24 protein-coding genes, 1 tRNA gene and 1 pseudogene are annotated in these 20,721 nt (G+C 63.9%); 14 read left to right on the top strand and 12 right to left on the bottom strand.

Features of this window, described 5'->3' with window-relative positions; translation table 11 throughout:
* Positions 1-79: 79 nt before the first annotated feature.
* A complete protein-coding gene (locus VN047_RS09970) occupies positions 80-556 on the top strand; it encodes an SRPBCC family protein (protein ID WP_325542244.1) in 477 nt (158 codons plus the stop codon).
* 86 nt (positions 557-642) lie between these two features.
* On the opposite strand, the gene VN047_RS09965 is transcribed toward VN047_RS09970, so the two are convergent.
* Complete coding sequence (locus tag VN047_RS09965; RefSeq protein ID WP_325542242.1) at positions 643-1,056, bottom strand: holin family protein; 414 nt, start codon at positions 1,054-1,056, stop codon at positions 643-645.
* A 56-nt stretch (positions 1,057-1,112) separates the two neighbouring features.
* A complete protein-coding gene (locus VN047_RS09960) occupies positions 1,113-1,682 on the bottom strand; it encodes a glycoside hydrolase family 108 protein (protein ID WP_325542240.1) in 570 nt (189 codons plus the stop codon).
* A 71-nt stretch (positions 1,683-1,753) separates the two neighbouring features.
* Between VN047_RS09960 and VN047_RS09955 the strand changes: the two genes are divergently transcribed.
* On the top strand, positions 1,754-2,731 hold the full coding sequence (locus VN047_RS09955; RefSeq protein WP_325542238.1) for an NADPH:quinone oxidoreductase family protein: 978 nt from the start codon (positions 1,754-1,756) through the stop codon (positions 2,729-2,731).
* A 96-nt stretch (positions 2,732-2,827) separates the two neighbouring features.
* Positions 2,828-3,145, top strand: a complete 318-nt coding sequence (locus VN047_RS09950; RefSeq protein WP_325542236.1) for an EF-hand domain-containing protein — start codon at positions 2,828-2,830, stop codon at positions 3,143-3,145.
* Here VN047_RS09950 and VN047_RS09945 read toward each other — a convergent pair.
* From VN047_RS09945 to VN047_RS09920, 6 genes are all read right to left on the bottom strand, one after another.
* On the bottom strand, positions 3,142-3,915 hold the full coding sequence (locus tag VN047_RS09945; protein WP_325542234.1) for a TSUP family transporter: 774 nt from the start codon (positions 3,913-3,915) through the stop codon (positions 3,142-3,144). The two genes, VN047_RS09950 and VN047_RS09945, sit on opposite strands and share 4 nt — an antisense overlap.
* 78 nt (positions 3,916-3,993) lie before the next feature.
* On the bottom strand, positions 3,994-5,049 hold the full coding sequence (locus VN047_RS09940; RefSeq protein WP_325542232.1) for a proline racemase family protein: 1,056 nt from the start codon (positions 5,047-5,049) through the stop codon (positions 3,994-3,996).
* 19 nt (positions 5,050-5,068) lie between these two features.
* The gene (locus VN047_RS09935) at positions 5,069-5,833 is read right to left on the bottom strand and encodes a sulfite exporter TauE/SafE family protein (protein ID WP_325542231.1); all 765 of its coding nucleotides are present in this window, start codon (positions 5,831-5,833) and stop codon (positions 5,069-5,071) included.
* Positions 5,834-6,072: 239 nt separating this feature from the next.
* Entirely contained in the window at positions 6,073-6,618 is a 546-nt protein-coding gene (locus VN047_RS09930; RefSeq protein WP_325542229.1) for a DUF4189 domain-containing protein, read from the bottom strand.
* 434 nt (positions 6,619-7,052) lie between these two features.
* Positions 7,053-7,475 carry an NAD(+)--rifampin ADP-ribosyltransferase gene (gene arr / locus VN047_RS09925; protein ID WP_325542228.1) on the bottom strand — a complete coding sequence of 141 codons (423 nt, stop codon included), beginning with the start codon at positions 7,473-7,475 and terminating at the stop codon, positions 7,053-7,055.
* 42 nt (positions 7,476-7,517) lie between these two features.
* A complete protein-coding gene (locus tag VN047_RS09920) occupies positions 7,518-7,838 on the bottom strand; it encodes a hypothetical protein (RefSeq protein WP_325542226.1) in 321 nt (106 codons plus the stop codon).
* Between VN047_RS09920 and VN047_RS22720 the strand changes: the two genes are divergently transcribed.
* The 5 genes and pseudogenes from VN047_RS22720 to VN047_RS09900 all read left to right on the top strand — a co-directional run bounded on the left by VN047_RS22720 (position 7,800) and on the right by VN047_RS09900 (position 10,931).
* Positions 7,800-7,943, top strand: coding sequence for a DinB family protein (locus tag VN047_RS22720; RefSeq protein ID WP_414712693.1), 144 nt, complete (start codon positions 7,800-7,802; stop codon positions 7,941-7,943). The genes VN047_RS09920 and VN047_RS22720 overlap by 39 nt on opposite strands.
* 74 nt (positions 7,944-8,017) lie before the next feature.
* Positions 8,018-8,158: a hypothetical protein gene (locus VN047_RS09915; protein ID WP_325542224.1), complete on the top strand. Its 141-nt coding sequence runs from the start codon at positions 8,018-8,020 to the stop codon at positions 8,156-8,158.
* A 21-nt stretch (positions 8,159-8,179) separates the two neighbouring features.
* A pseudogene (locus VN047_RS09910) lies at positions 8,180-8,347 on the top strand (GNAT family N-acetyltransferase); the annotation flags it as partial.
* A 429-nt stretch (positions 8,348-8,776) separates the two neighbouring features.
* Positions 8,777-10,234: an MFS transporter gene (locus VN047_RS09905; RefSeq protein ID WP_325542222.1), complete on the top strand. Its 1,458-nt coding sequence runs from the start codon at positions 8,777-8,779 to the stop codon at positions 10,232-10,234.
* A gap of 52 nt (positions 10,235-10,286) precedes the next feature.
* Positions 10,287-10,931, top strand: a complete 645-nt coding sequence (locus tag VN047_RS09900) for a TetR/AcrR family transcriptional regulator (RefSeq protein WP_325542220.1) — start codon at positions 10,287-10,289, stop codon at positions 10,929-10,931.
* On the opposite strand, the gene VN047_RS09895 is transcribed toward VN047_RS09900, so the two are convergent.
* Complete coding sequence (locus VN047_RS09895; RefSeq protein ID WP_325542218.1) at positions 10,911-11,840, bottom strand: TetR/AcrR family transcriptional regulator; 930 nt, start codon at positions 11,838-11,840, stop codon at positions 10,911-10,913. The two genes, VN047_RS09900 and VN047_RS09895, sit on opposite strands and share 21 nt — an antisense overlap.
* Before the next feature lie 126 nt (positions 11,841-11,966).
* Here VN047_RS09895 and VN047_RS09890 point away from each other — a divergent pair, with 126 nt between their 5' ends.
* Together VN047_RS09890 and VN047_RS09885 are read left to right on the top strand one after the other, a co-directional pair.
* A complete protein-coding gene (locus VN047_RS09890) occupies positions 11,967-14,339 on the top strand; it encodes a TonB-dependent receptor (RefSeq protein WP_325542217.1) in 2,373 nt (790 codons plus the stop codon).
* 20 nt (positions 14,340-14,359) lie between these two features.
* Positions 14,360-14,974 (top strand): glutathione S-transferase family protein, encoded by a 615-nt coding sequence (locus VN047_RS09885; RefSeq protein WP_325542216.1) that lies wholly within the window; start codon positions 14,360-14,362, stop codon positions 14,972-14,974.
* A gap of 258 nt (positions 14,975-15,232) precedes the next feature.
* Here VN047_RS09885 and VN047_RS09880 read toward each other — a convergent pair.
* Positions 15,233-15,309: transfer RNA gene (locus VN047_RS09880), tRNA-Pro, on the bottom strand.
* A gap of 257 nt (positions 15,310-15,566) precedes the next feature.
* On the opposite strand from VN047_RS09880, the gene yajC reads away from it, so the two are divergent.
* From yajC to secF, 3 genes are read left to right on the top strand one after another with little or no spacing between them, the layout of a single operon-like run.
* Positions 15,567-15,896, top strand: a complete 330-nt coding sequence (gene yajC / locus VN047_RS09875) for a preprotein translocase subunit YajC (protein ID WP_325542215.1) — start codon at positions 15,567-15,569, stop codon at positions 15,894-15,896.
* 56 nt (positions 15,897-15,952) lie between these two features.
* Entirely contained in the window at positions 15,953-17,566 is a 1,614-nt protein-coding gene (secD, locus tag VN047_RS09870) for a protein translocase subunit SecD (RefSeq protein ID WP_325542214.1), read from the top strand.
* A 12-nt stretch (positions 17,567-17,578) separates the two neighbouring features.
* On the top strand, positions 17,579-18,559 hold the full coding sequence (gene secF / locus VN047_RS09865) for a protein translocase subunit SecF (protein ID WP_325542213.1): 981 nt from the start codon (positions 17,579-17,581) through the stop codon (positions 18,557-18,559).
* Positions 18,560-18,622: 63 nt separating this feature from the next.
* Here secF and VN047_RS09860 read toward each other — a convergent pair whose 3' ends face one another.
* Positions 18,623-19,798: a glycosyltransferase gene (locus VN047_RS09860; protein ID WP_325542211.1), complete on the bottom strand. Its 1,176-nt coding sequence runs from the start codon at positions 19,796-19,798 to the stop codon at positions 18,623-18,625.
* Positions 19,799-20,359, bottom strand: coding sequence for a helix-turn-helix transcriptional regulator (locus tag VN047_RS09855; protein WP_325542209.1), 561 nt, complete (start codon positions 20,357-20,359; stop codon positions 19,799-19,801).
* 89 nt (positions 20,360-20,448) lie between these two features.
* On the opposite strand from VN047_RS09855, the gene VN047_RS09850 reads away from it, so the two are divergent.
* The coding region (locus VN047_RS09850; RefSeq protein WP_325542206.1) for a DUF6456 domain-containing protein at positions 20,449-20,721 on the top strand (273 nt) is incomplete at its 3' end.

The raw sequence follows: 20,721 nt of genomic DNA, 5'->3' as shown, positions 1-20,721 counted from the left end.
GGCCCGACATGGCGCAGGGCGGCGGTCCCGACGGCGGCGCGGCCGATGCGGCGGTTGCCGCAGTCAAAGCCGTGCTCGCTTGAAACCGACGAAGAAGACGCGGCGCACCGATCATGCCGAACGGCTGATCCATGCGCCGCTTCCCGATGTGTTTGCGGCGTTCACCAGCGCTACCAAACTGGCGCGCTGGTTGCCGCCCGAGGGAGCGATCGGCGTATTCGAGCATTGCGATCTGCGTGCGGGTGGCGGTTTCCGGCTGCGGCTGACGTTCGATGATCCCGATGTCGAGACCAAGAGCGACGAGGACAGCGACATCGTCGAGGTCCATATTCCCACGCTCGATGACGGGCGGCTGATCGTCTGGGAGGTTGAATTCGTGTCCGACGATCCCCGCTTTTCGGGGACGATGGCGATGCACTGGTATCTGTCACGCAAAAGCGGCGGCACGCTGGTGACGATCGATGCGCACCACGTGCCACCGGGGATTTCGGCGAAGGATCACGAAGCGGGGCTGAATAGTTCGCTCGCGAATCTGGCAGCGGTGGTGGAAGCATAACCGTCGCCCCTGTGAGGCAGGGGCCGCAGTCGGCCTTGCACAATGTCACCAGCGGCCCTCGCATTTGCGGGGGCAACGATTGGTACTCAGCCCTCGACGCCCTTCGATTTTCCCCACGCCCTGGCGGCGGTGTATCCGAGATAACCCGTTCCGAAGAGTGCGTAGAGCGACTCCGGAATGCCTGCGAGATAGGCGTTCATGCCTTCAGCGATCCCTTTGGCCATTTCTGGCCGCGCGGCGGCGATCAAGCCCATCGGGATTGCCCACAACAGCAAGGCATACATGACGTAGAGGAAGCTCGGCCGCGCGCGGCTGGTCCACGGGTCGGCGCTGCCCGCCTCGGCGACGATCGCGGTCATCCGCGTCTTGATCGCTTCCATTTCCTGGCTGCCTTCGAGCTTGAGCAGTTCCAGTTTTGCGCGGTCGCGCGCTTCGGGGTCCGGGATGATCTTGTCGATCAGTTTGGCGACGGGGCCGATCAGGCCTTCGATGATGCTCATGTCAATTTTCCTTTTTGCTGGAGAATCCTCGTAACTTCATTCTGAAACCGCATGTTTCAGCCCGGCCCGATGCGGTTCGCCAGCCAGCCATAGAGAAAGGCCTCCTGGCTCGGGCGGCGTTCGGCGAGCGCGATGTAGCGTTCGCCCTGCAGCGCCTCCATCGCGCGGAGGAGAACGGTTTCGCCGCTCTTGCCGCGCGCTTTGAGAAAACCGTCCAGCGCGGCGAGAGTGCGCGGACCGATGTCGCGATCGACCGCGATGTCGGGATAGTCGCGCGCCGCGCGGTTCAAGGCGTTAAGCGCGCGCTGGAGGAAGCCCGCAGCGGTGCCGGTTCCCATGTTGACGCCGGTGTCGAAAAGCTCGGCGGCGATCTTCGGTGCGCGGAGTGCGATCTTGTCGAAGGCGGGGCGCAGCCAGTAAAGACGGCGATAGATCGATGCGGCATCGGCGCGCGGCAGGTCGCGCATGGCCCCGGCATAGCCCTGCGCGCGCGCGACGGCTTCGGTGATTCCCCAACAGGTCGGCCCGCCGCGATCGGCGGGATGGTTTACATATCGACCCTCGCGGTCGATGACGGCATCGATCAGCGCGTCGGCGTCGGTCCCGGGCAGGTCGGGTTTTGGCATGATTCGCTCCTGTGGTTGGTTGAACGGGCTAAACGAACCATATAGGAACAATGTAGGAAAGGGTTTTCGCCATGCGGGCGTTGCAGGTACGCGAATTGCTTCCCGATCATGCCGGGGCGGCGCTGGTCGATTTGCCGATACCTGTTCCGGGACCGGGCGAGGTGCGCGTGCGCGTGCGCGCGGCCGCGGTGAATTTCCCCGACCTGCTCATGACGCGCGGTGCCTATCAGTTGAAGCCCGACCTGCCTTTCGTATCGGGGCTGGAGTTCGCCGGCGAGGTCGATGCGGTCGGCGAGGGGGTGCGCGGCTGGCGAGCCGGCGACGCGGTCGTCGGCGGCAACCGCTTCGGCGCGATGGCCGAATATTGCGTCGCGCCCGCAGCAGCGCTGCGACCCAAACTCGAGGGACTGGGCTGGGACAAGGCCGCGGCCTATCCCGTCGCCTATCTCACCGCCTATGTCGCGCTTGTCCGCTGCGCGCGGATCGAGCCCGGCGAATGGGTGCTGGTCCATGGTGCGGCGGGCGGTGTCGGGCTGGCGACGGTCGATCTGGCGAAAGCGCTCGGCGCGCGGGTGATAGCTTCGGCGAGCAACGCCGAAAAACGGGCGGCGCTCGCGCGGCTCTACGCGCCCGATGCGGTGATTGCCGCCGAACCCGGTTTTCGCGAGGATGTGAAGACGCTTACCGGGGGCAAGGGCGCCGACGTCGTTTTCGATCCGGTCGGCGGCGATGCGTTCGACGAATCGACGCGCTGCATCGCCTTCGGCGGGCGGCTGCTGGTCGTCGGTTTCGCGTCGGGACGGATTCCCGAAGTGCCGGTGAACGTGCCGTTGATCAAGGGTTTTTCGGTCGTCGGCGTGCGTGCGGGCGAATATGGACGCCGCTTTCCCGAACGCGGTGCGGAAAATGTTGCGGCTATCGATGCGCTGGCGGCGAAAGGGAAGATCCGGCCGCACGTCCATACGTCGCTCGATCTTGCCGACTGGCGCGAAGCCTTCGCGATGCTCGAACGGCGCGAGGTGGTGGGGAAGGTCGTGCTGAGACCGTGACGGGCCGAGCGGCGGCGGTATAATTTTGCGACATCGCGCGGTCATTCCTTCACCGGGGCGTCGCGGCAATCGCCGCATCACTCGAGAGGATATGACGTGCAGAAAGCTATCTGGATTTTCGCTTCATTCGGCCTGGCGCTGCCGGTTGCAGCCGCCGCGCAGCCGCCACAGGGTGGCGGACGCATGTTCGAGCGGATGGATGCCAACGGCGATGGCAAGCTCGACAAGGCCGAAATCACCAAGATGATGGAGATGCGCGCCGAACGGCGGGGCGATGCGACGCTGAAAAGCCCCGAAAAGATCGACGCCTTCATCAAACGTACGGATGCCAACGGCGACGGCGCGGTCGACAAGGCCGAGCTGGAAGCGACGCGCAAGCCACGCGCCGAGGCGGCGCCGGAAGGCCAGCCCTAGAAAAGAGCCCAGAGCGGGTTGGCGGGGTCTCCGAGCAGCTTCGCGGTCAGCGCGAAGGACATGACGACGAGCAGCGGCCGCACCCCGCGCCCGCCGAAACGGATCGCGAGCCGGGCGCCGAGCTGGTTGCCCGCGACGTTGGCGATCGCCATCGACAGGCCGAGCAGCCAGAGGACATGGCCGCCGACGATCATCGCGAGCAGCCCCGCGACATTGGTTGCGAGGTTGAGGAATTTGGTGTTGCCGATCGCGCGGACCAGCCCGAGCCCTCCGAGCGCCACGAGGGCCAGCGTCATGAACGACCCCGTGCCGGGACCGAAGAAGCCGTCGTAAAAGCCGAGCGCCGCTGTGATGAGGGTGAGGCCGAGCGGTCCGACGCGCGCGTGGCGATCGACGCTGCTCATCGGCGGCGCGAGCAGGAAGTAGAGGCCCATCGCGATCAGCAGCAGCGGGACGAACGCGGCGAGGAAATCCGAGCGGACATATTGGACCGCGGTCGCGCCGAGCACAGACCCCGCAAAGGCGCCCGCCGCCGGCCAGGCAAAGCGGCGGAGATCGACGTGGCCGCCGCGCCAGAAGGTCAGGAACGCCGAGCCGGTACCGATCGTGCTTTGCAGCTTGTTGGTCGCGAGCGCCGAGACCGGCGGCACGCCTGCTGCCATCAGCGCCGGGATGGTGAGGAGCCCGCCGCCGCCCGCCATTGCGTCGATCGTTCCCGCCAGAAAGGCAACGGCGACAAGGAAGGCGAAGGCTTCGGCGGCAAATTCCATGCGGGGGCTGTTATGCGCGAAGCGTCTGCTTGGCCAGCATCGAAAGGCGCCGCATGGCAATTCGCCGCGCGCGCGGCGTCAAGCGGGCGCGTCGAGATCGGCAAGGCGGCGGGGGACGGCGAAGCCAGCGGCGAAGCGGTCGCCGGGTTCGGCGATCATCTCGCTGCGCCCCGAATACCAGGCCTGTCCACTGACCCGCACGCGTGACAGGGTGTCGATCCCGGTGCCCGTCGCGGATGCAAGCGTTCCGACGAAACCCTCGCCCGAAACGCCGCGGATATCGCAGCTGTCGCCGGGCTGTATCTCGCCCTTTGCGGCGGCGAGCGCGATGCGCGCCGTCACCCCGCTGCCGGTTGGCGAACGGTCGATCTGGCCGTCGGCGAAGATGCAGAGATTGTAGCTTGGCCGGCCTCCATGCGCGCCGGGCGCCACGTCATCGGTCAGGATCGTGCCATAGAGGAAGCCGAGGTCGGGCTCGGCCGGATGTACGATCGGCGCGCCGGCGCGGATCGCGTCGGTGATTGCAGTCGCCGCCTGCACGAGCTCTGCGAGTGGCGTTTCCATTAGCGAAAGGCCGAGGCGGCTTGCGGGCAGGATGGCGTAAAAGGCTCCGCCAAAGGCGATATCGACGCGGACGGGGCCGAGGCCGGCGACATCGACGGTGCGATCGAGCGCGTTCGCAAAGGATTCGACGCTCTCGAACGCGACGCGTGCCGCGCCGTCTTCGCCAGCCTCTACCTCGACGCGGATGACGCCACACGGAGCTTCAAGCCCGAAGCTCGCCCGTCCGTCGACAAGCGCGACGCGTCCCGTATCGACCGCCCAGCGGCCGATCGCGATCGTCGCGTGGCCGCACATCGTGCTGTATCCTTCCTGATGTGTGAACAGCACGGCGAGGTCGGCGCCCGCCGCGCAGGGATCGGTCGGTATCACGCCATACATGCCGTCATGCCCGCGCGGTTCGAGCATCAGCATCGTTCTGAGGTGATCGAAGCGCGTCTGCGCGTCGCGCCGCTTTTCGAGGATCGTCGCGCCGGCAAGTGCGGGATATCCCGCCTCGACGATGCGGACGGGTTCGCCCGCAGTGTGCATGTCGACGATGCGGATGGTCGTCGTTTCGCGATTCGATATCATTTGCGGCTCCGGAGAGATGTCAGGCCAAGGCGATCTGAATCGCCTGGAGGAGGAATGTGGCACCGATGATCGTGACGATCCAGCGGCGGCTGGTACGAAAATGCGCGTCGCTGATCCGGTCGAGGATGGCGCCGCCGACCATGATTCCCCCCATCGACGCGAGGACCGCAATCGCGGTGACCGGAAGCGGGATGGTCTCGCGCGCTGACGCGCTCAAAAGCAGGCTGCCATAGACGAGGATCTTCGACGCATGACCGATCGCCTGCATCACCGCCTTGGTCGCGACGACCTGATGCCGACCCAGCTTGGTATGGATGAAGAGGAGATCGGTCACGGGTCCCGAGACGCCCGAGACGAGCGCGAGGCCGGTTGAGACGAAGCCGCCGCCGAGCGCGTGCCAGCGATTGGTGGCGTCGAGCGCCAGCCACCGCTCGGGCAGCCAGACGAGGATCGGCATCAGACCAAGCCCCAGAAAAACATAGAAGCGGGTCGGGACGAAAATGACGAGCGAGAAGAAGGTGACCGCCGCCGCTGCGCCGATCCCGAACCACAGAAGCACCGGCCAGGCGACATGCGCGCGGTGGAGCAGGATCCGCCAGGCGTTCGACGCGAACTGGATCACGCCGTGAAGCGCGAGTGCGGTCGTGACGGGCAGGAGCCATGCGAGCAGGCCCATGAAGACGAGGCCGCCGGCCATACCGAAAACGCCAGAGAGGATGGAGGTCAGAAATGCGGCGGCGATAATCAATATGCCAGCCTGCATCGCCTTTCGCCTTTCTGTCATGTGCGCAAGCCGCTCGGCACCGGGCGGACCACGACGGCGCAGTCATTAGATCTTCGACGGCCGCCACGCTGTCAACGTGCTGTCAGAATGTGATTGGATCGGTCCGCTTGGATAGAAGCATCTCGCTGGCCAACTATCAGAATCTGAAGCGCAAGCCGTTGCATTCGCTCGTCCCGTGCGATCTTCTGCTCGCGTCGGCGTATATGCACGCTGGCTTGATGAAGGGACGTTGCGACCTGTCATATCCGCTGCGGCTTGGCACATACTGTAAATGCGATTTCACAATTCGCCCCGCCGCTTTCGGTGCATTTTTTCAGGGCGCCTTCAGTGGCGCGCGGGAGCGTGATGTCAGAATAGTAATTCTGAACATAGCGTCCGCCTGCCACCTGGCCTTGCGACACGGCTCCGCAATGGTTTGTAAAGACAAACCGCACCGTGCAGTTGGTGCCTCCCTGCGATCGGCAATTCGCGATCGCTTCCTTCTTTGCCCTGCCGCGGCTCGTCATGGCTCCGGCCATGCCCATCGTGGCGGATTGACTGTCGAAGGCAAAAGCACCCCAACGCGACTCCCACTGCATGCCCGGGGTCCCGCCACTGCCGCCCGTTACGCCAGTGCTGACCGGAATGCAGGGCGGCTCGCCATTGGTGGCAGTATGAGCGGAATTAATTGTAGACCCCCCGCCGCAACTCCACCCTTGCGCTTTGGCCTTTCCCGGGGCGAATATATTCAAACCTGCGACTAATGCTGTTGCTGCGATGATCAGCATCGATACCGACTTCTTCAAAACCCTGCTCCCGTCCAAACGATACATATGTCGTCAAGTTGACGATATCCTTGTCGCGATGTTCCGGAGAATATTTTCCCGGTGAAATATACAAGGGGGCGAAAGGCGTTACATGCATGGCAATCGGATATTCGAATCTGCTCCGCTCATTCCCGTAACAGTCGGACGCCATCGCGCTCGTGTCGGCATGAGGCGGTTACCCGATGGTGCTTCGTGGCAGTCGATAAATCGACCGATTCTTTCCCACGCTCGATTGGCCTCTCACGTGATAATCGGGATTGAGGGGCGTTCATCCCGAAATCTTACCTGAGATATGTCGCGCAGAGAAATTAAATGGAATCAGTATATTAGCTAAAATTTGGTGGATCGTCGGATCGACGTTGTCCGTTCCCGGACACCCTTGAAACGAGTCACGCCGGACAGGTTTCCGTGCGTCAGTTGATGATCTCGCCGCCGTCATCCGAGAGCAGGGCGGCCAGCCGTTCTCGCCACATCTGCAATGCATCGGGCGTCAATCTGGTCCAATGCGTGATTTCGCCGATAATCTTGAGTGGTGCGCTGCTGCGATAAGAGCGTGTCGGGTTGCCGGGAAATTTCTTGTCAGTCACGTTCGGGTCGTTCTCGAATGGCCCGGTCGGCTCAACGATATAGACCCGCGGGGATGCGTCGCTTTCGGCAAGTTCCGCCGCGATTTCAGCAGCAAGCCCTGCACCGTCCACAAGGGCGGTGAAGTAAATGTGGTTCATCACGATTTCACGACGATAGTTCGACCGGTATCCTGCGGTGAGGAAATCGCCCACGCGCAAATCCGCGATTGTGCCGTGAAAATAAGGTCCGTGGTCCAGCGCTTCGGTCATAACGATCTTCCCTATCCTGTTAGTCCGCCTTGGGGTAGCGACTTAAGCCATGCCAAGGTTTGCGACCGGCCAGATTATGACGGATTTGATCGGTGCCCGCCTTGAGGTGGGAAGGTAGCCGATGATCAGACGGCTGGTTTCCTCGACCAGATCATTCACCTGCTTTTCCGAGATCATGTCGGGGCGATGGATGACCGCGGCGTGCGTTAGGGCTTCGATCGAGGTCACGCAGATAAAGGTTGCGAGATCGAGATCGTCGGTCCCGATCTCGTTGCGGCGCTTTGCGAGCCAGGATTGAAAGAGTCCATAAGTGCTGGGGCGCGGATGCGGCGCAGTGAAATCCTGCTGCATGTCGCGTTGCATGGGACCTATCATCGCGGCAACGCCGGGGCCGTGCTCCAGCTCAAGGGGCTGAGCCCGGGGCGTGATGCGATCACGGACTATCTCGAAGATGCGACGCGAACATGACCGCGTCCGGTTCGTTCGATCCCGCCTCGCGTGACCGTTCATGACCCCGTTTTACACATAATTTGAGAGACAAGATGATTTTGGAAACGACAATCGACGATTATGCGGCGCTGATCGCGGGTCGTGCGCCGCGCGATCTCGCGCTCGCCGATACGCCGATCGCGCCCGCGGGCATCCTGCAGATGCTCGCCGAAGTGGCGGTGGGGGTGCAGTAGAGCTTTGCCCCGGCATCCTGGCTCATCGTCGAGGATGATGAAGTGGTCGGCCTGTGCTCGATCACGCGTCCGCCCGAAAATGGCGCGATCGATATCGGCTATGGGATCGCGCCCGGTCGGCAAGGCTGCGGGATCGCGAGCCGCGCGGTCGGCGATATTGTCGCTTGGGCGGTCGCGAACCCCGCCTGACGGCGATCACCGCCGAGACGAGCGTGACGAACGCGCCGTCGGAACGTGTTTTGATGCAGAACGGCTTTTGCAAGACGGGCGAGCGGATCGACGAGCAGGACGGGCGGCTCAATTGCTGGCAGCGAGACGCCTCTTGAGGCGGCCATACGAGCCCTGTGGTGATCGCGCTTCCTGAAGGGCGCCTGCGATATACGCGCAAAGTGCGGCGGTGCGTGCGTAATCGCGTTGAGCTCCGCCGTGAGGCATATGCGTCGCCCCCAAGGACCGCCGCCGTTTCGTCAGTTGGCGATTGGTACGCCCGGACGGTGGGTCGCCGGTAGTGGCGACACAGCCTCCCGGCGCGGCCATCCGGTTTCATGACTATTCGTCGATTTATATTGAATATCGCACTAATAGAAGTAGGTGAGGGAGCAATGGACAGGATCTGATATGGGAGAGAAGCCGGTGGCGACGTCGCGCGAGGACATTATCCCGAGGGAGTCGGTCGCTCCTCTCGGTCTTGCATCCGTCAATGATGGATATCCGCCACCCGCCTATGGCTGGTATGTCGTGGGCATCCTGACGCTCGCTTATGTTTTCTCCTTCCTCGACCGGCAGATTCTCAGCCTGCTGGTCGAACCGATGAAGGCCGACCTCCATCTCAATGATACCCAGATCAGCCTGCTTCAGGGGCTGGCCTTCGCGGTATGCAACGCGCTCGCGGGCCTGCCGCTGGGGCGGCTGGTCGATACGCAGCGCCGCACGACGCTGGTTGCTGCTGGCATCGCCTTCTGGAGTGTCGCGACGGCGGCATGCGGGCTGGTGCGCAGTTACGGCGCGCTGCTGGTGCTGCGCATGGGCGTGGGAGCGGGAGAGGCGATTCTGACACCTGCCGCCAATTCGCTGATCGGCGATCACTTTCCACCGCAAAAGGTCGGCTTTCCCCTCGCTGTCTACAGCATCGGGATTTTCATCGGCGGCGGGCTGGCGCTGGTCATCGGCGCCACGGTGATCGCCGGGGCCATGGCGGCCGGTCCGGCGCATGTGCCTTTCGTGGGTGAGATCCGGCCTTGGCAAGTGGTCTTCCTGATCGTCGGACTTCCCGGGCTGTTGGTAGCGCTGCTGGCCCTTTCGCTTCGCGAGCCGGCGCGAAAGGGTGCGCTTCGCCGGTCGGGCGCTCCCGATGGTGCCGGCAAGCCCGAGGCGCCGCCACTGCGCGAGGTCTTTGCCTTCCTCAAGGAGAATCGCCGGGCATTCATATCGGTAAACCTGTTCATGGGGTTTTCGGCGGTGGCAGGATACGGCGTCGCCGCGTGGGTCCCCTCGATGTTCATCCGCCGCCACGGCTGGACCGCGGTCGAGATCGGGCACACCTATGGATTATTGCTGCTGGTATTCGGGACGGCGGGTGTGCTGATGGGTGGGTGGCTGGGCGACGTCATGACCCGTCGCCACGGGCCTGGCGGGCGGCTGCGCATCGCGATCGCCGTCAAGTTGCTCACCATTCCCTTCATCGTCGGCTATACACTGCTTCCCGACGCCAGTTGGGCGCTGCTGCCGCTGGCGATATCGATATTTCTGCCCACCTTCATGAACGGGCTCAGTCCGGCGATCCTCCAGCAGATGGTGCCCAACCAGATGCGCGGTACCGCGATTTCCATCTCGCTTCTGGTCGTCAATATGCTTGGCCTGGGGCTGGGCCCGACCCTGATTGCGGTGCTCAATGACCATGTGTTCCGCGATCCCAACATGATCCACCTCTCGATCCTGTCCGTTTGCGTGGTGATGGCGGCGATTTCGCTGATCTTCATTCTCATCGCCTATCGCCCCTATGTGGCACTGGTGGATGCGCTGCAGCAGTCGCAGGCAGAAGAGGGCAGGCCGGCGTTTGCTCCGGGCGGGCACTAGGCTATGCGGGGGCGATCAGCCGCCACGAGCTCGCAACCGGGATAGGAGGACCATGCCGGACATGCCACGCCACCGTTCCCCCCGCTCGAGCCGCGACGAGCGCCGGGCCGACCTGCTCGGTCATGCGGCGGGCGCGATCGTGGCGCAGGGCGGGCTGCCGCTGTCCTATGACCAGCTGGCCGTCGCAGCGGGAGTCAGCAAGGCACTGGTGTATAATTATTTCCCAAGCCAGATCGCACTCGGCAACGCCTTGGCCGAAGAGGAATTGGCTGGCGTCGATCGCGAGGAGCTACGGCGGCTCGCCGCGATCGAGGATCTCGTCGCCGCAGCGCGCGCGTGCGCGGATTTCTATTTCGACATCGTCGTCGATCGCGGCCCGCTGCTTCACATGTTGCTGGCCGACCCGCTGTTGAATCAGGGGCAGTCGGCGCATCTGACAGCGCGAAGCGGCTTGTTGTTGTTGCCGCTCGTGCGACGGTTGCGGCACGCCTTCGGCATATCCGCGCGCGAGGCAAATATCATCGTTCAACTGTTGATCACCCTGCCCGAAGAAGCCGGAAAGCAGGTGTTCCAGGGCAGTTCGACGCGCGAGCGGGCGCGGCAGCTGTGCGCCGATACGGTCGAGGCGACGCTTTCGGCGCTGCAGGGCGACCGGTCCGCCGACGGCGCGCTGGCGCTAGGCGTCGACCTGCTGTGACGCCGCGGAGCGCTGGCCGTGCTCGTTGATCATATAGTCGATGCCCGCACCGATCCCCGGCATGATCAGCCGTTCGATGGTTTCGAGATCGGCCTTTCCGCGCGCCAGCAGGCGGCCGCCGCGTAGCGACATGGCGGTCAGGAGCGCGCCGACAAAGGTGCTCGCCCAGGCCGGCACGCGATAGGCTTCCTCGAATGCGGTTCCCAGCACGTCCTTGTTGACGCGGCGCCGCTCCTGATGTTCGGTGCGCAGGGCGAGGCGGACATCCGGGAGCGCGAGCAGTTCCTGTACGATTTCTCCGCGCTGGCTAACCTGTCGAAGATAGGCGATCGTCGTCAACGTATAGCGCATCTTGGGATCGGTGCAGTTGCGCGCGGCGGCAAGGCGCGCCTTGTTCATTTCCATAAGCTCGGTCCGCGCGATCGCGACAAGAACCTCTACCGAGCTCTTGTAATAATTATAGATCTGGGCCTCGCTGATGCCGATATCGCGGGCAATCCGTTTGAGCGAAACCGCGTGCACGCCCTCCGACCGGGCAATACGCATCGCCTCGTCCAGAATCTGCCGGCTGCGCTCGTCGCGCGACATCCGGCTGCGCGGCCGGCGCGAGGGCAGGCGATTGCGGGTGATGGTCGCTTCGGCCGGAACATCGCCGGACGCCGGCGGCAGCGCCGTCTGCGGCTGGTCCTTTCCGGCATAGACCTTCGCCCAATAGCCGCGGGTGGGATAGGGAATCAGCAGGCGGTCGCAGATTTTCGCCAGCCCGTTGGCAGACATGCCCAGGCCGACCGCCACGTTCGACATCGGTTGTGACCAGACCAGGTCGTAGATTTCGCGGCGCGTAAGGACGGTCGGTGGCGAGGCGGCATCGCCATCGCTGCTTCGCGGGGAAGGGCGGGTCGGGGCCATCGGACGATCAAACACGCTCGCTCGAAAAAGGCAAGGCTTTCAGTGTTGACTAATATTCAAGTTAGAATCTATGTCTGCAATTCGCACCAATAAGAAGTGCGGCGAATCCCGGTGGAGGAAATCCTGATGCACATACGCAAAACCGTTGCTTGCCTGCTCGTCGGCCTGTCGGGCACCGCCTTCCCCGCCGCGCTTGCGGCGCAGGCGGCGGAGGAGCCGATGCGCGCAGCCGCGCCTGACGACGGCGCAGGCTCGTCGGCTTATGGAACGGACATCGTCGTCACCGCGCAGCGCCGCGCCGAAAGCGTGCAGCGCGTTCCGGTCGCGGTGACCGCCGTTCGCGGCGACACATTGCAACAGCTCAACATCACCACACCGCAGCAACTGACGCTGATCGACCCCAGCCTGAAGTACAAGCAGAGCACCAGCGCCGGCAATTCGGGCTTCCTCATTCGCGGTATCGGTACGAGCAGCTTTTCGGCGGGTATCGAGCAGAGCATATCGACCGTCGTCGATGGCGTGGTACTGGGCGATCCGTCGACCATCTCCACACTGATCGATGTCGAACGAGTGGAAGTGCTGCGCGGTCCGCAGGGAATGTTGTTCGGCAAAAATGCCTCGGCGGGCCTGATTTCCTTTACCACAGTGCGCCCGAAAATCGGCGAAAGCGAGCTGATCGGGCGAGCCGAATTCGGATCGAATGGCCATCACGTCGGCAATCTGATCGCCAACCTGCCGGTTTCCGACAATGCTGCGGTTCGTGCGTTCGGGTTCATCAAGGAACGCGACGGCGTGGTCACCAACCGCAGCCCGTTCCAGCCAAAGGATGTCGACGGCCAGCTCAACTACGGCGGTGGTCTCAAATTCCTGTGGGAGCCGGCCGACGGCCTCAGCCTCTATCTGTCGGGCGACTATTCGGAGGTCGGCCGTTTCTGCTGCTCGATGGTGTGGACGAAAGTGGCGCCGGGATACGCGCCGGCGGTCAGCCTGGCCGAATATGGCATCGTCGCGTCCGACCGCAATCGCGAGGTGGCAATCAAGGGGCGCTCGTCCGGCTCCGCCCGGCGCGGCGGGGTTTCGATGGAGATCAATTATGATATCGGCGACCATGCGCTGACGTCGCTGACCGCCTGGCGCGGGTCCTCGCGCGAATCCTTCTATGACGGCGACAACACGACGATCAATTATGTCGATCGCAACGGCGGGTCGAACAAGCTCGACCAGTTCAGCCAGGAACTGCGCCTGACATCGCCCAGCGGCCAGCTGATCGACTATGTTGCCGGGCTCTTCTACTTCGACCAGCGGGTGACCGGCTATATCGACCAGCAGGGGTTGCTCGAGTGGATCGTTCCGGCGTCGAACGGCAACGTCATCCGGCTCGTCCCCACCGCGCCGCCGGGCACCATCTTTGACGCCAATCTGACCAACCGCGTCCATTCGCGCAGCATCGCCGGCTATGCGCAGGCAAATGTCCATGCGACCGATCGGTTGAACTTGATCGTCGGTGGGCGGCTGACCTATGACGATTTGCGGCTGGACTACAGCCGCGGCACCGTTCCCGGCGCGTTGCCCATCCCGGGCGGCGTCACGCTGTCGCTGCGCCAGCGGGTCGACAACACCAATTTCTCGTTCCGCGTCGGCGCGCAATATGACCTCAGCGACGACATCATGGCCTATGCGACCTATTCGCGCGGCTACAAGGGGCCGGGGTTCAGCGGTCTCACCGTGTCCAACGTCAATCAGGATCAGCGCGTTGCGCCGGAAATCCCGACCAACATCGAACTCGGCGTCCGCGCGTCGTTGTTCGACCGCAAGCTGACCGTGAATGCGACGGCGTTCCGGATGCGGGTCCGCGATTTTCAGGCGCAGGTCGCCGATCTGTCGAGTGCCAGCTACGCGAACCGGATCACCAACGCCGGATCGCTCAAAAGCAAGGGTGTCGAATTCAGCGTCGTCGCGCGCCCGACGTCCGAACTGACACTGAGCGGCGGCGGCGCCTATGTCGATGCGCGTTACGGGCGCTTCGAGGGCGTGCAATGCTATTTCGGCCAGCCCAAGGTTGCGCAGGGCGGGCCGTGCGTGGCGCCGCCTGCCAACCCCAATTCGATCGACGGCTTTTTCGACGCCGCGGGCAATCGGCTCGCGGGGGCGCCGCGGTTCAGCTACAATCTTGTCGCCGATTACCAGCGTGCGATCGGCAATAACCTGCGGGGGCAATTCCAAGTCAATTTCAGCGGCCAGTCGGACGTCAACTATTCGGCGAACGGCGATCCGGGAACCATCCAGAAGGCCTTCGGCCTCTTGGGCATGAACATCGGCATCGGGGCGGAAGATGGCCGCTGGCGCGTCGGCCTCTTCGCGATCAACCTGCTCGACAATCATTGGGCGGCGCAGAAGAATCCCAGCCCGGTCACGACGCTCAATCCCGGCGGATACCTGCAATATCTCAGCCCCGACTCGGTTCGCACGGTCGGCGCCACGCTCGATTTCCGCATCTGATCTTCGAAGGGACGAACGACATGAAATTGTACAGCGCGAACATGCCGGCGCCGAACCCGCGCCGCGTGCGCATCTTTGCCGCGGAGAAGGGCATTGTGCTGCCCGAGACCATGTTAAGCCTGGTCGATCGGGAGCATAAGGCGGCCGATCATCTGCGCCGCAATTCCTTGGGGCAGGTACCGGTACTGGAACTCGATGATGGTACCACGATATGCGAAACGATCGCTATCTGCCGCTATATCGAAGAGTTGCACCCCGATCCGCCGCTTTTTGGCAGCAGTGCGACCGAAAGGGCGGTCATCGACATGTGGACGCGCCGGATAGATATCCAGCTCGGCGAGCCGACCAAGATGTTCTGGCGCCACGCGCATCCGGCTACGGCAGCGCTGATCGAGCAGCACAAGGTTTTCGGCGAATCCAACCGGTCGGTCCTGACGCGGGCGATGCAGTGGCTCGATACCGAACTGGCGGACGGCCGGACGTTTCTGATCGGGGACCGGTTCACGATCGCCGATATCGCCGCGCTGACCGTGATCGACTTCGCGACGCTGATCGGACTTGATCCTGTCGCGGACAACCCGGCCGTCACCGCTTGGCACGCACGCGTATCATCACGGCCCAGCGCATCGAGTTGACCCGGTTTCCGCCGCCGAGACCAAATGCCCGCAAACACCTCGCTCTTTTCAACGAACGAATTGACGTGGCTCCGTCCTTCTTGCGGCGGAATCTCGGCGGCGCAAAGGTGACTGCAGATCGCGCGACCGAACTGAATCCGGCAGAACGGCGAACGGGACACGGATTACCGCGAACCGTTTGACTTGCTTACGGAAATATCGCCCAAGCCGGTCCGGATAATGAGGGCAACGGCGGCGATGGGGCCAAAAGTCAAGAATTGGTCGGGACGAGAGGATTCGAACCTCCGACCCCCACACCCCCAGTGTGATGCGCTACCAGGCTGCGCTACGTCCCGACCGGCCCGATTGGGCAGGCGAGGCCCCTAGCGCGCCTTGGCGGGCGATGCAAGCGGCGATCCGGCTTATGCCATGATCGCGTGGTCGCGCTCTTGATCTCGCCCCCGCCCACCCCATTTCGGCGGCGCTTGCCGTGGGGGAGGGCGCGTACGACCGGTTGCGCGCGGCTTCCCTGCGTGATAGGCGCCGCGCCATCTTCGCGTGCCGGTTCCGTAAGGGGAGTGGGCCGCGCTTTCGAACGGAAAGTTTTTCATCCATGTCGACGCAATTGCTTCTGACCCAGGCGGCCGGATCGGGCGGCGGGACCGCCGGTTTCCTGATGCTGGTCCCCTATCTGCTGATCTTCGCGGTTTTCTGGTTTTTCCTGATCCGCCCCCAGCAGGTGCGCGCCAAGGAGCACCGTGCCAAGATCGCGGCGGTGAAGCCGCGCGACCAGGTGGTGACGGGCGGCGGAATCGTCGGCAAGGTAACGCGTGTCGATGACGATTACGCCGATGTGGAAATCGCGCAGGGAGTGAAGATCAAGGTCGTAAAGGCGACCCTGGCCGACGTCCTGCAGCCCGGTGGCAAGCCCGCCAACGACTGACGCGGCGAGGCCGGCGTCTCCCGCGGCCTCCGCTCTTGCAATCGGATCTTTAGACCATGCTCGATTTCCCGCGCTGGAAGACCATCGGTATCAGCATCATCCTGCTGTTCGGTATCCTCTTTTCCATCCCCAGTTTCCTGCCGACCAAGGCGTTCGAGAGCCTGCCGGGCTTTACGCAGGCGAAAGTCAATCTGGGCCTCGACCTTGCCGGCGGCAGCCATCTGCTGCTCGAGGCTGATATCGCCGACCTTCGCAAGACCCAGCTCGCGAACATGGAAAAGACCGTGCGCGCCGCGATGCGCGGCGAAAGCGGTCCCGCCGACGATATCGCGATCGGCGAACTGTCGACCGCGGGGGGCAAGATCAGCTTCCTTGTTCGCGACCTTGCGCAGCTCGACGCCGCGCGCGAACGGTTGTTCAGCGAGACGCGCGGCGCACAGCTGACGGGGCAGCGCGACTGGAACATCACTGTCGTCGATTCGACGCGCATCGTGATGACGCCGACCGGCGCCGGGCAGGCGCAGGCGGTGGCGAATGCGATGGATACCGCGCGCGATATCATCGACAAGCGCGTCAACGCGCTGGGTACCCGCGAACCGACGATCATCCGCGAGGGCACCGACCGCGTCGTGGTGCAGGTTCCCGGGCTGCAGGATCCGGCCGCGCTCAAGGAACTGATCGGCAAGACTGCGCGCCTCGAATTCCGCATGGTCGACGCCAATGCCGATCCGAATGAAGCCGCTGCGGGCCGCGTCCCGGTGGGGAGCGAAATCGTTCCCTATGCCGAGGGCGAAGGCAACGGGGCCGCGTTCGAAGTGCTGCGCCGTCAGGTGATGATCAGCGGTGAACAACTGCTCGACGCCAAGCAAAGCTATGACCCGCAAAGCAACCAGCCGGTCGTTTCGATCCGTTTCGATTCGGGCGGGTCGAGCACCTTCGCGAAGGTGACTGCGCAGAGCGTCGGCAAGCGCTTTGCCATGGTGCTCGACGGCAAGGTGCTGTCGGCACCGTCGATCAACGAGCCGATCCTTGGCGGCAGCGCCCAGATTTCGGGCAGCTTCAGCGTGGCGAGCGCCAATGCGCTGGCGATTTCGCTGCGTTCGGGTGCGCTGCCGGTGAAGATGACGGTCGTCGAAGAACGTACTGTCACCCCCGAACTCGGCAAGGACTCGATCGAAAAAGGCGCGATCGCGGGGATCATCGCAACGGTGGCGGTGCTCGTGCTGATGATCGTCGTTTATGGCCGCTTCGGTGTTTATGCCTGTATCGCGCTGTTCTTCAACGTCTTCCTGATCATCGCGGTCATGGCGGCATTCAACGCGACGCTGACCCTGCCGGGCATCGCCGGTTTCGTGCTGACTATCGGTGCGGCGGTCGACGCCAACGTGCTGATCAACGAGCGAATACGCGAAGAGTTGAAGCGCGGGCGAAAGGTGTTTCAGGCGGTCGAGCTGGGCTATTCCGAGGCCAGCCGCGCGATTTTCGACGCCAACGTCACCAACGTCATTGCCGCGGCGCTGATGTTCTGGTTCGGCTCGGGTCCGATCAAGGGTTTTGCCGTGGTGCTGACGATCGGTATCGTCACCAGCGTCTTTACCGCCGTCACCGTTACCCGCATGTTCGTCGCCCATTGGCTTCGGACGGCGCGTCCGACGTCGATCAACATTTAAGGGAGCGAAACGATGCGCTTGCTCAAACTCGTCCCCGACGACACCAATATCGACTTTCTGCGTTGGCGGAAAATCGCGTCGTTCATGAGCTTTTTCCTCGTGGCCGTGTCGATCGCGCTCGTCGCGGTCAAAGGCCTTAATCTCGGTGTCGATTTCGTCGGCGGCCAGTCGGTTCGCGTTGAATTCACGCAGGAGATGCCGCCGATCGACGAAATTCGCGAGAAGGTCGGCGATATCGGCCTTGGCGAAGCGACGATCCAGCAGTTCGGATCGGACAAGGCCGTGTCGATCCGTACCGCGCTTCCCGAGGGGGACAAGTCCGCCGCCGAGCGCGCTGGACAGCAGCTGGTATCGGGTATTCACAAAGCTTTCCCGACTGCGAAGACCGGCTCGGTCGAAACCGTGTCGGGCAAGGTATCGGGCGAATTGATACGGACCGGGGCGATCAGCCTCGGGCTCGCGATCCTCGGTATTTCCATCTATATCTGGATACGCTTCGAATGGCAGTTCGGCGTCGGTGCGCTGGGCCGCCTTTTTCACGAGGTATCGCTGACGTTCGGTCTGTTCGCGGTCACGCAGATGCAGTTCGACCTGAACAGCGTCGCGGCCTTGCTGACGATCGTCGGCTACTCGCTCAACGACACGATCGTCGTTTATGACCGCATTCGCGAGAATCTGAAAAAATACCGGAAGATGGAAATCATTCCGCTCCTCAATCTCAGCATCAACGAAACGTTGTCCCGCACAGTCATGACCACCGTCGCCATGGTGCTCGCGCTCGGCACGCTGCTCATCTTCGGCCCCGACGTGATTTTCGGCTTCACCGCCGCGATGCTGTTCGGCGTGTTTATCGGGGGCTATTCTTCGGTCCTGATGTCGACCCCGGTGCTGGTATGGCTGAAGGTCGGACCCGACAGCTTCGTGCCGCGCACCACCGCGGGCATGGACGGCGGCGAACGCATCGAGCGCAAGGACGACGGCGCGGTCGTCTGACCTTTCGGCATTTCGTGAAGATTGGCGCCGGTCCGTTTTTGAAGCGGGCCGGCGTTGCCGGATCTAGCGCCCCGCGCAGCGGCGAAGATGCGCGGCGAGTTCGCGGCCGTTGCGGTCCCAGTCGAAGCGCCCGCCAAGCGTCGCTGCCACATCGACCGGCGACGGCGCGCGCGCAAGGACCGCCTGCACCGCGCTGGCGATGGCGCCGGGCGTGCGTTCCACTATGCGGCCCGCGATCGGCGATGTTATCAATTCGGCTGCGCCGCCAGCGTCGCTGATGACGATCGGCGTACCGCAAGCGAGCGCCTCGACCCACGCGTTCGCGAGGCCTTCGCTGGCAGAGGGCATCACGACCGCGTCGGCGGCACGGTAAAGCTGCGGAAGGTCGGCGTTCGCGACCGACCCCGGAAAATGAACGCGGGTGTCGACGCCGAGCCGCGCTGCGAGCAAGCGGTAACGGCTTTCCTCTTCACCCGATCCGGCGAGCCAGTAATGCACGCCGGGAAGGGCGGGCAGCGCCTCGATCACCAAGGCCTGTCCCTTGCGCGGGATCAACGCTCCGACGGTCAGGATCGCGGGCGCATCATCCATGCCGAGCGCGGCGCGTGCGGATGTCCGGTCGCCGGGCGAAAACCGGGCGCCGTCGATGCCGGTGTAGTGGACCGAGATCTTGGCGGAATCGATGCCGATTGCGGCCATGTCGTCGCGCATTGCGCTGGAGACCGCGAGCAGGCCGCCCGCCCGGTCGGCGGCGGCGAGCAGTTGCGGCGCGGTGGCGCGATCATGGCCGAAATGGCTGATGTCGGCGCCGCGCGCCTTGATCGAAAAGGGCAGGCCGAGCGCATCCGCGACGCGCATCGCGGCGGGGCCGTCGGGATAGAAGAATTGCGCGTCGATCACGTCGAATTCTTGCCCGCTTACGGCGGACAGAACGGCGCGCGCCACCTTGGCCGGATTGAAGCGGGCGCCTACGCGCGGGATCAGGGTGAAGCGTGGGCGAAGAACGGTAAGGCCGTTCCAGCTCTCGGTCCGTGGCAACTCGCGCAGCGCGCGATAACGTTTGTGGAGCGACAGCGGGAAGGGTGGCAGACCGACCGGCGCAACGACCGTCAGGCCGATACCGGGCTGCGCCGCGAGAGCGCGCAGGCTTTTCTCGACGAACAGGCCGAAGTTCGGCCGCGCGGCGTCGGGAAAGAGCGTCGTGATCGACAGGACGCGCAGGGGGGACGCGGCGGGCACTCAGAGTGTGCGGAGCAGGCGGACGGCGACGGCGGCCCAAGGCGGATTGCTGACGACCTGCTGGCGCTGACCCGTGCCGAGCGGGAGCAGGTGGAGTTTTTCGCCATCGACATTGAGCAGGCGCGCGAAGAAAAAGCGGCCGGCGGGGCGCGGCACGAGCAAGTCGCGGTTGAGCATGCTCGCCCAGTCCCCCTCGATCCGGCGGCACCAGATTTCGTCGCCCGCGCGATAGTCACCGATCGACGAGGTGACGCGCACTGCGACCATATCCTCGCCCGGACGCGCCGTGAGCGCCTGTTCGACGCGGGTTGGCGCCGCTGCACCATCGGCGCCGAGGAGCGCTGTGATCGTAAGCTGCGTATCCTGCGGCAACTGGACCAGTTCGGCGGCATCGACGCCGAGCGCCGCAGCGATGCGGTTCATCCAGCCGAGCGACAGGGTGCGCGTGCCGGTTTCGAGGCGACCAATCGTCTGGGCGGTCGTGGGCGGAACGCAGCGTTGGCCGACTTCTTCGAGCGTCAGCCCCTTGGCGCGGCGGACGGAGCGGATGCTGTTGATCATGGCGGCGATCCTCAAATAACCAAATCGGTTTCTTCTTTCCTACAAAATATTCCAGTGTCAAGCGCGGCGTGCAACCAAAGGAGAATCGCATGACCTCGCGCCGCCTCGAAACCCGTCTCCATCCCGATGACCGTATCGATCCGGACAAGGCGGGGCCGCAGACGATGCGGCATGTGACGGTGAATGTCGGCGAGAGTCCGATCGCTTGGCTCGCGTCGCGGGGATTGCTCACCGGAGCACAATTGAGCGCGGGTGAACGATTGCGCAGCGATTATGAGCGCGCGGGGCTGGCAGCGCGGGTGACGATGCGCTGGGACGCCGCACCGCCGGGGAAGAGCCGCGGCGGCGCGCGGGCATCGGAT

This window comes from Sphingopyxis sp., assembly GCF_035565275.1.
Taxonomy (GTDB): domain Bacteria; phylum Pseudomonadota; class Alphaproteobacteria; order Sphingomonadales; family Sphingomonadaceae; genus Sphingopyxis.
Note: the sequence above shows the minus strand (reverse complement) of the source record. Positions and strands in the feature narration are given on the sequence as shown.

What these genes read in the sequence shown, in the direction of transcription:
- secD (WP_325542214.1), top strand. Translation starts at nt 15,953, where the DNA reads ATGCTCGATTTCCCGCGCTGGAAGACCATCGGTATCAGCATCATCCTG.
- VN047_RS22720 (WP_414712693.1), top strand. Translation starts at nt 7,800, where the DNA reads ATGCGGCGCAGTGAAATCCTGCTGCATGTCGCGTTGCATGGGACCTAT.
- arr (WP_325542228.1), bottom strand. Translation starts at nt 7,475, where the DNA reads ATGACCGAAGCGCTGGACCACGGACCTTATTTTCACGGCACAATCGCG.
- VN047_RS09955 (WP_325542238.1), top strand. Translation starts at nt 1,754, where the DNA reads ATGCGGGCGTTGCAGGTACGCGAATTGCTTCCCGATCATGCCGGGGCG.
- VN047_RS09935 (WP_325542231.1), bottom strand. Translation starts at nt 5,833, where the DNA reads ATGACAGAAAGGCGAAAGGCGATGCAGGCTGGCATATTGATTATCGCC.
- VN047_RS09905 (WP_325542222.1), top strand. Translation starts at nt 8,777, where the DNA reads ATGGGAGAGAAGCCGGTGGCGACGTCGCGCGAGGACATTATCCCGAGG.
- VN047_RS09885 (WP_325542216.1), top strand. Translation starts at nt 14,360, where the DNA reads ATGAAATTGTACAGCGCGAACATGCCGGCGCCGAACCCGCGCCGCGTG.
- VN047_RS09900 (WP_325542220.1), top strand. Translation starts at nt 10,287, where the DNA reads ATGCCGGACATGCCACGCCACCGTTCCCCCCGCTCGAGCCGCGACGAG.
- VN047_RS09940 (WP_325542232.1), bottom strand. Translation starts at nt 5,049, where the DNA reads ATGATATCGAATCGCGAAACGACGACCATCCGCATCGTCGACATGCAC.
- VN047_RS09945 (WP_325542234.1), bottom strand. Translation starts at nt 3,915, where the DNA reads ATGGAATTTGCCGCCGAAGCCTTCGCCTTCCTTGTCGCCGTTGCCTTT.
- VN047_RS09920 (WP_325542226.1), bottom strand. Translation starts at nt 7,838, where the DNA reads ATGCAACGCGACATGCAGCAGGATTTCACTGCGCCGCATCCGCGCCCC.
- VN047_RS09915 (WP_325542224.1), top strand. Translation starts at nt 8,018, where the DNA reads ATGATTTTGGAAACGACAATCGACGATTATGCGGCGCTGATCGCGGGT.
- yajC (WP_325542215.1), top strand. Translation starts at nt 15,567, where the DNA reads ATGTCGACGCAATTGCTTCTGACCCAGGCGGCCGGATCGGGCGGCGGG.
- VN047_RS09895 (WP_325542218.1), bottom strand. Translation starts at nt 11,840, where the DNA reads ATGGCCCCGACCCGCCCTTCCCCGCGAAGCAGCGATGGCGATGCCGCC.
- secF (WP_325542213.1), top strand. Translation starts at nt 17,579, where the DNA reads ATGCGCTTGCTCAAACTCGTCCCCGACGACACCAATATCGACTTTCTG.
- VN047_RS09890 (WP_325542217.1), top strand. Translation starts at nt 11,967, where the DNA reads ATGCACATACGCAAAACCGTTGCTTGCCTGCTCGTCGGCCTGTCGGGC.
- VN047_RS09855 (WP_325542209.1), bottom strand. Translation starts at nt 20,359, where the DNA reads ATGATCAACAGCATCCGCTCCGTCCGCCGCGCCAAGGGGCTGACGCTC.
- VN047_RS09965 (WP_325542242.1), bottom strand. Translation starts at nt 1,056, where the DNA reads ATGAGCATCATCGAAGGCCTGATCGGCCCCGTCGCCAAACTGATCGAC.
- VN047_RS09960 (WP_325542240.1), bottom strand. Translation starts at nt 1,682, where the DNA reads ATGCCAAAACCCGACCTGCCCGGGACCGACGCCGACGCGCTGATCGAT.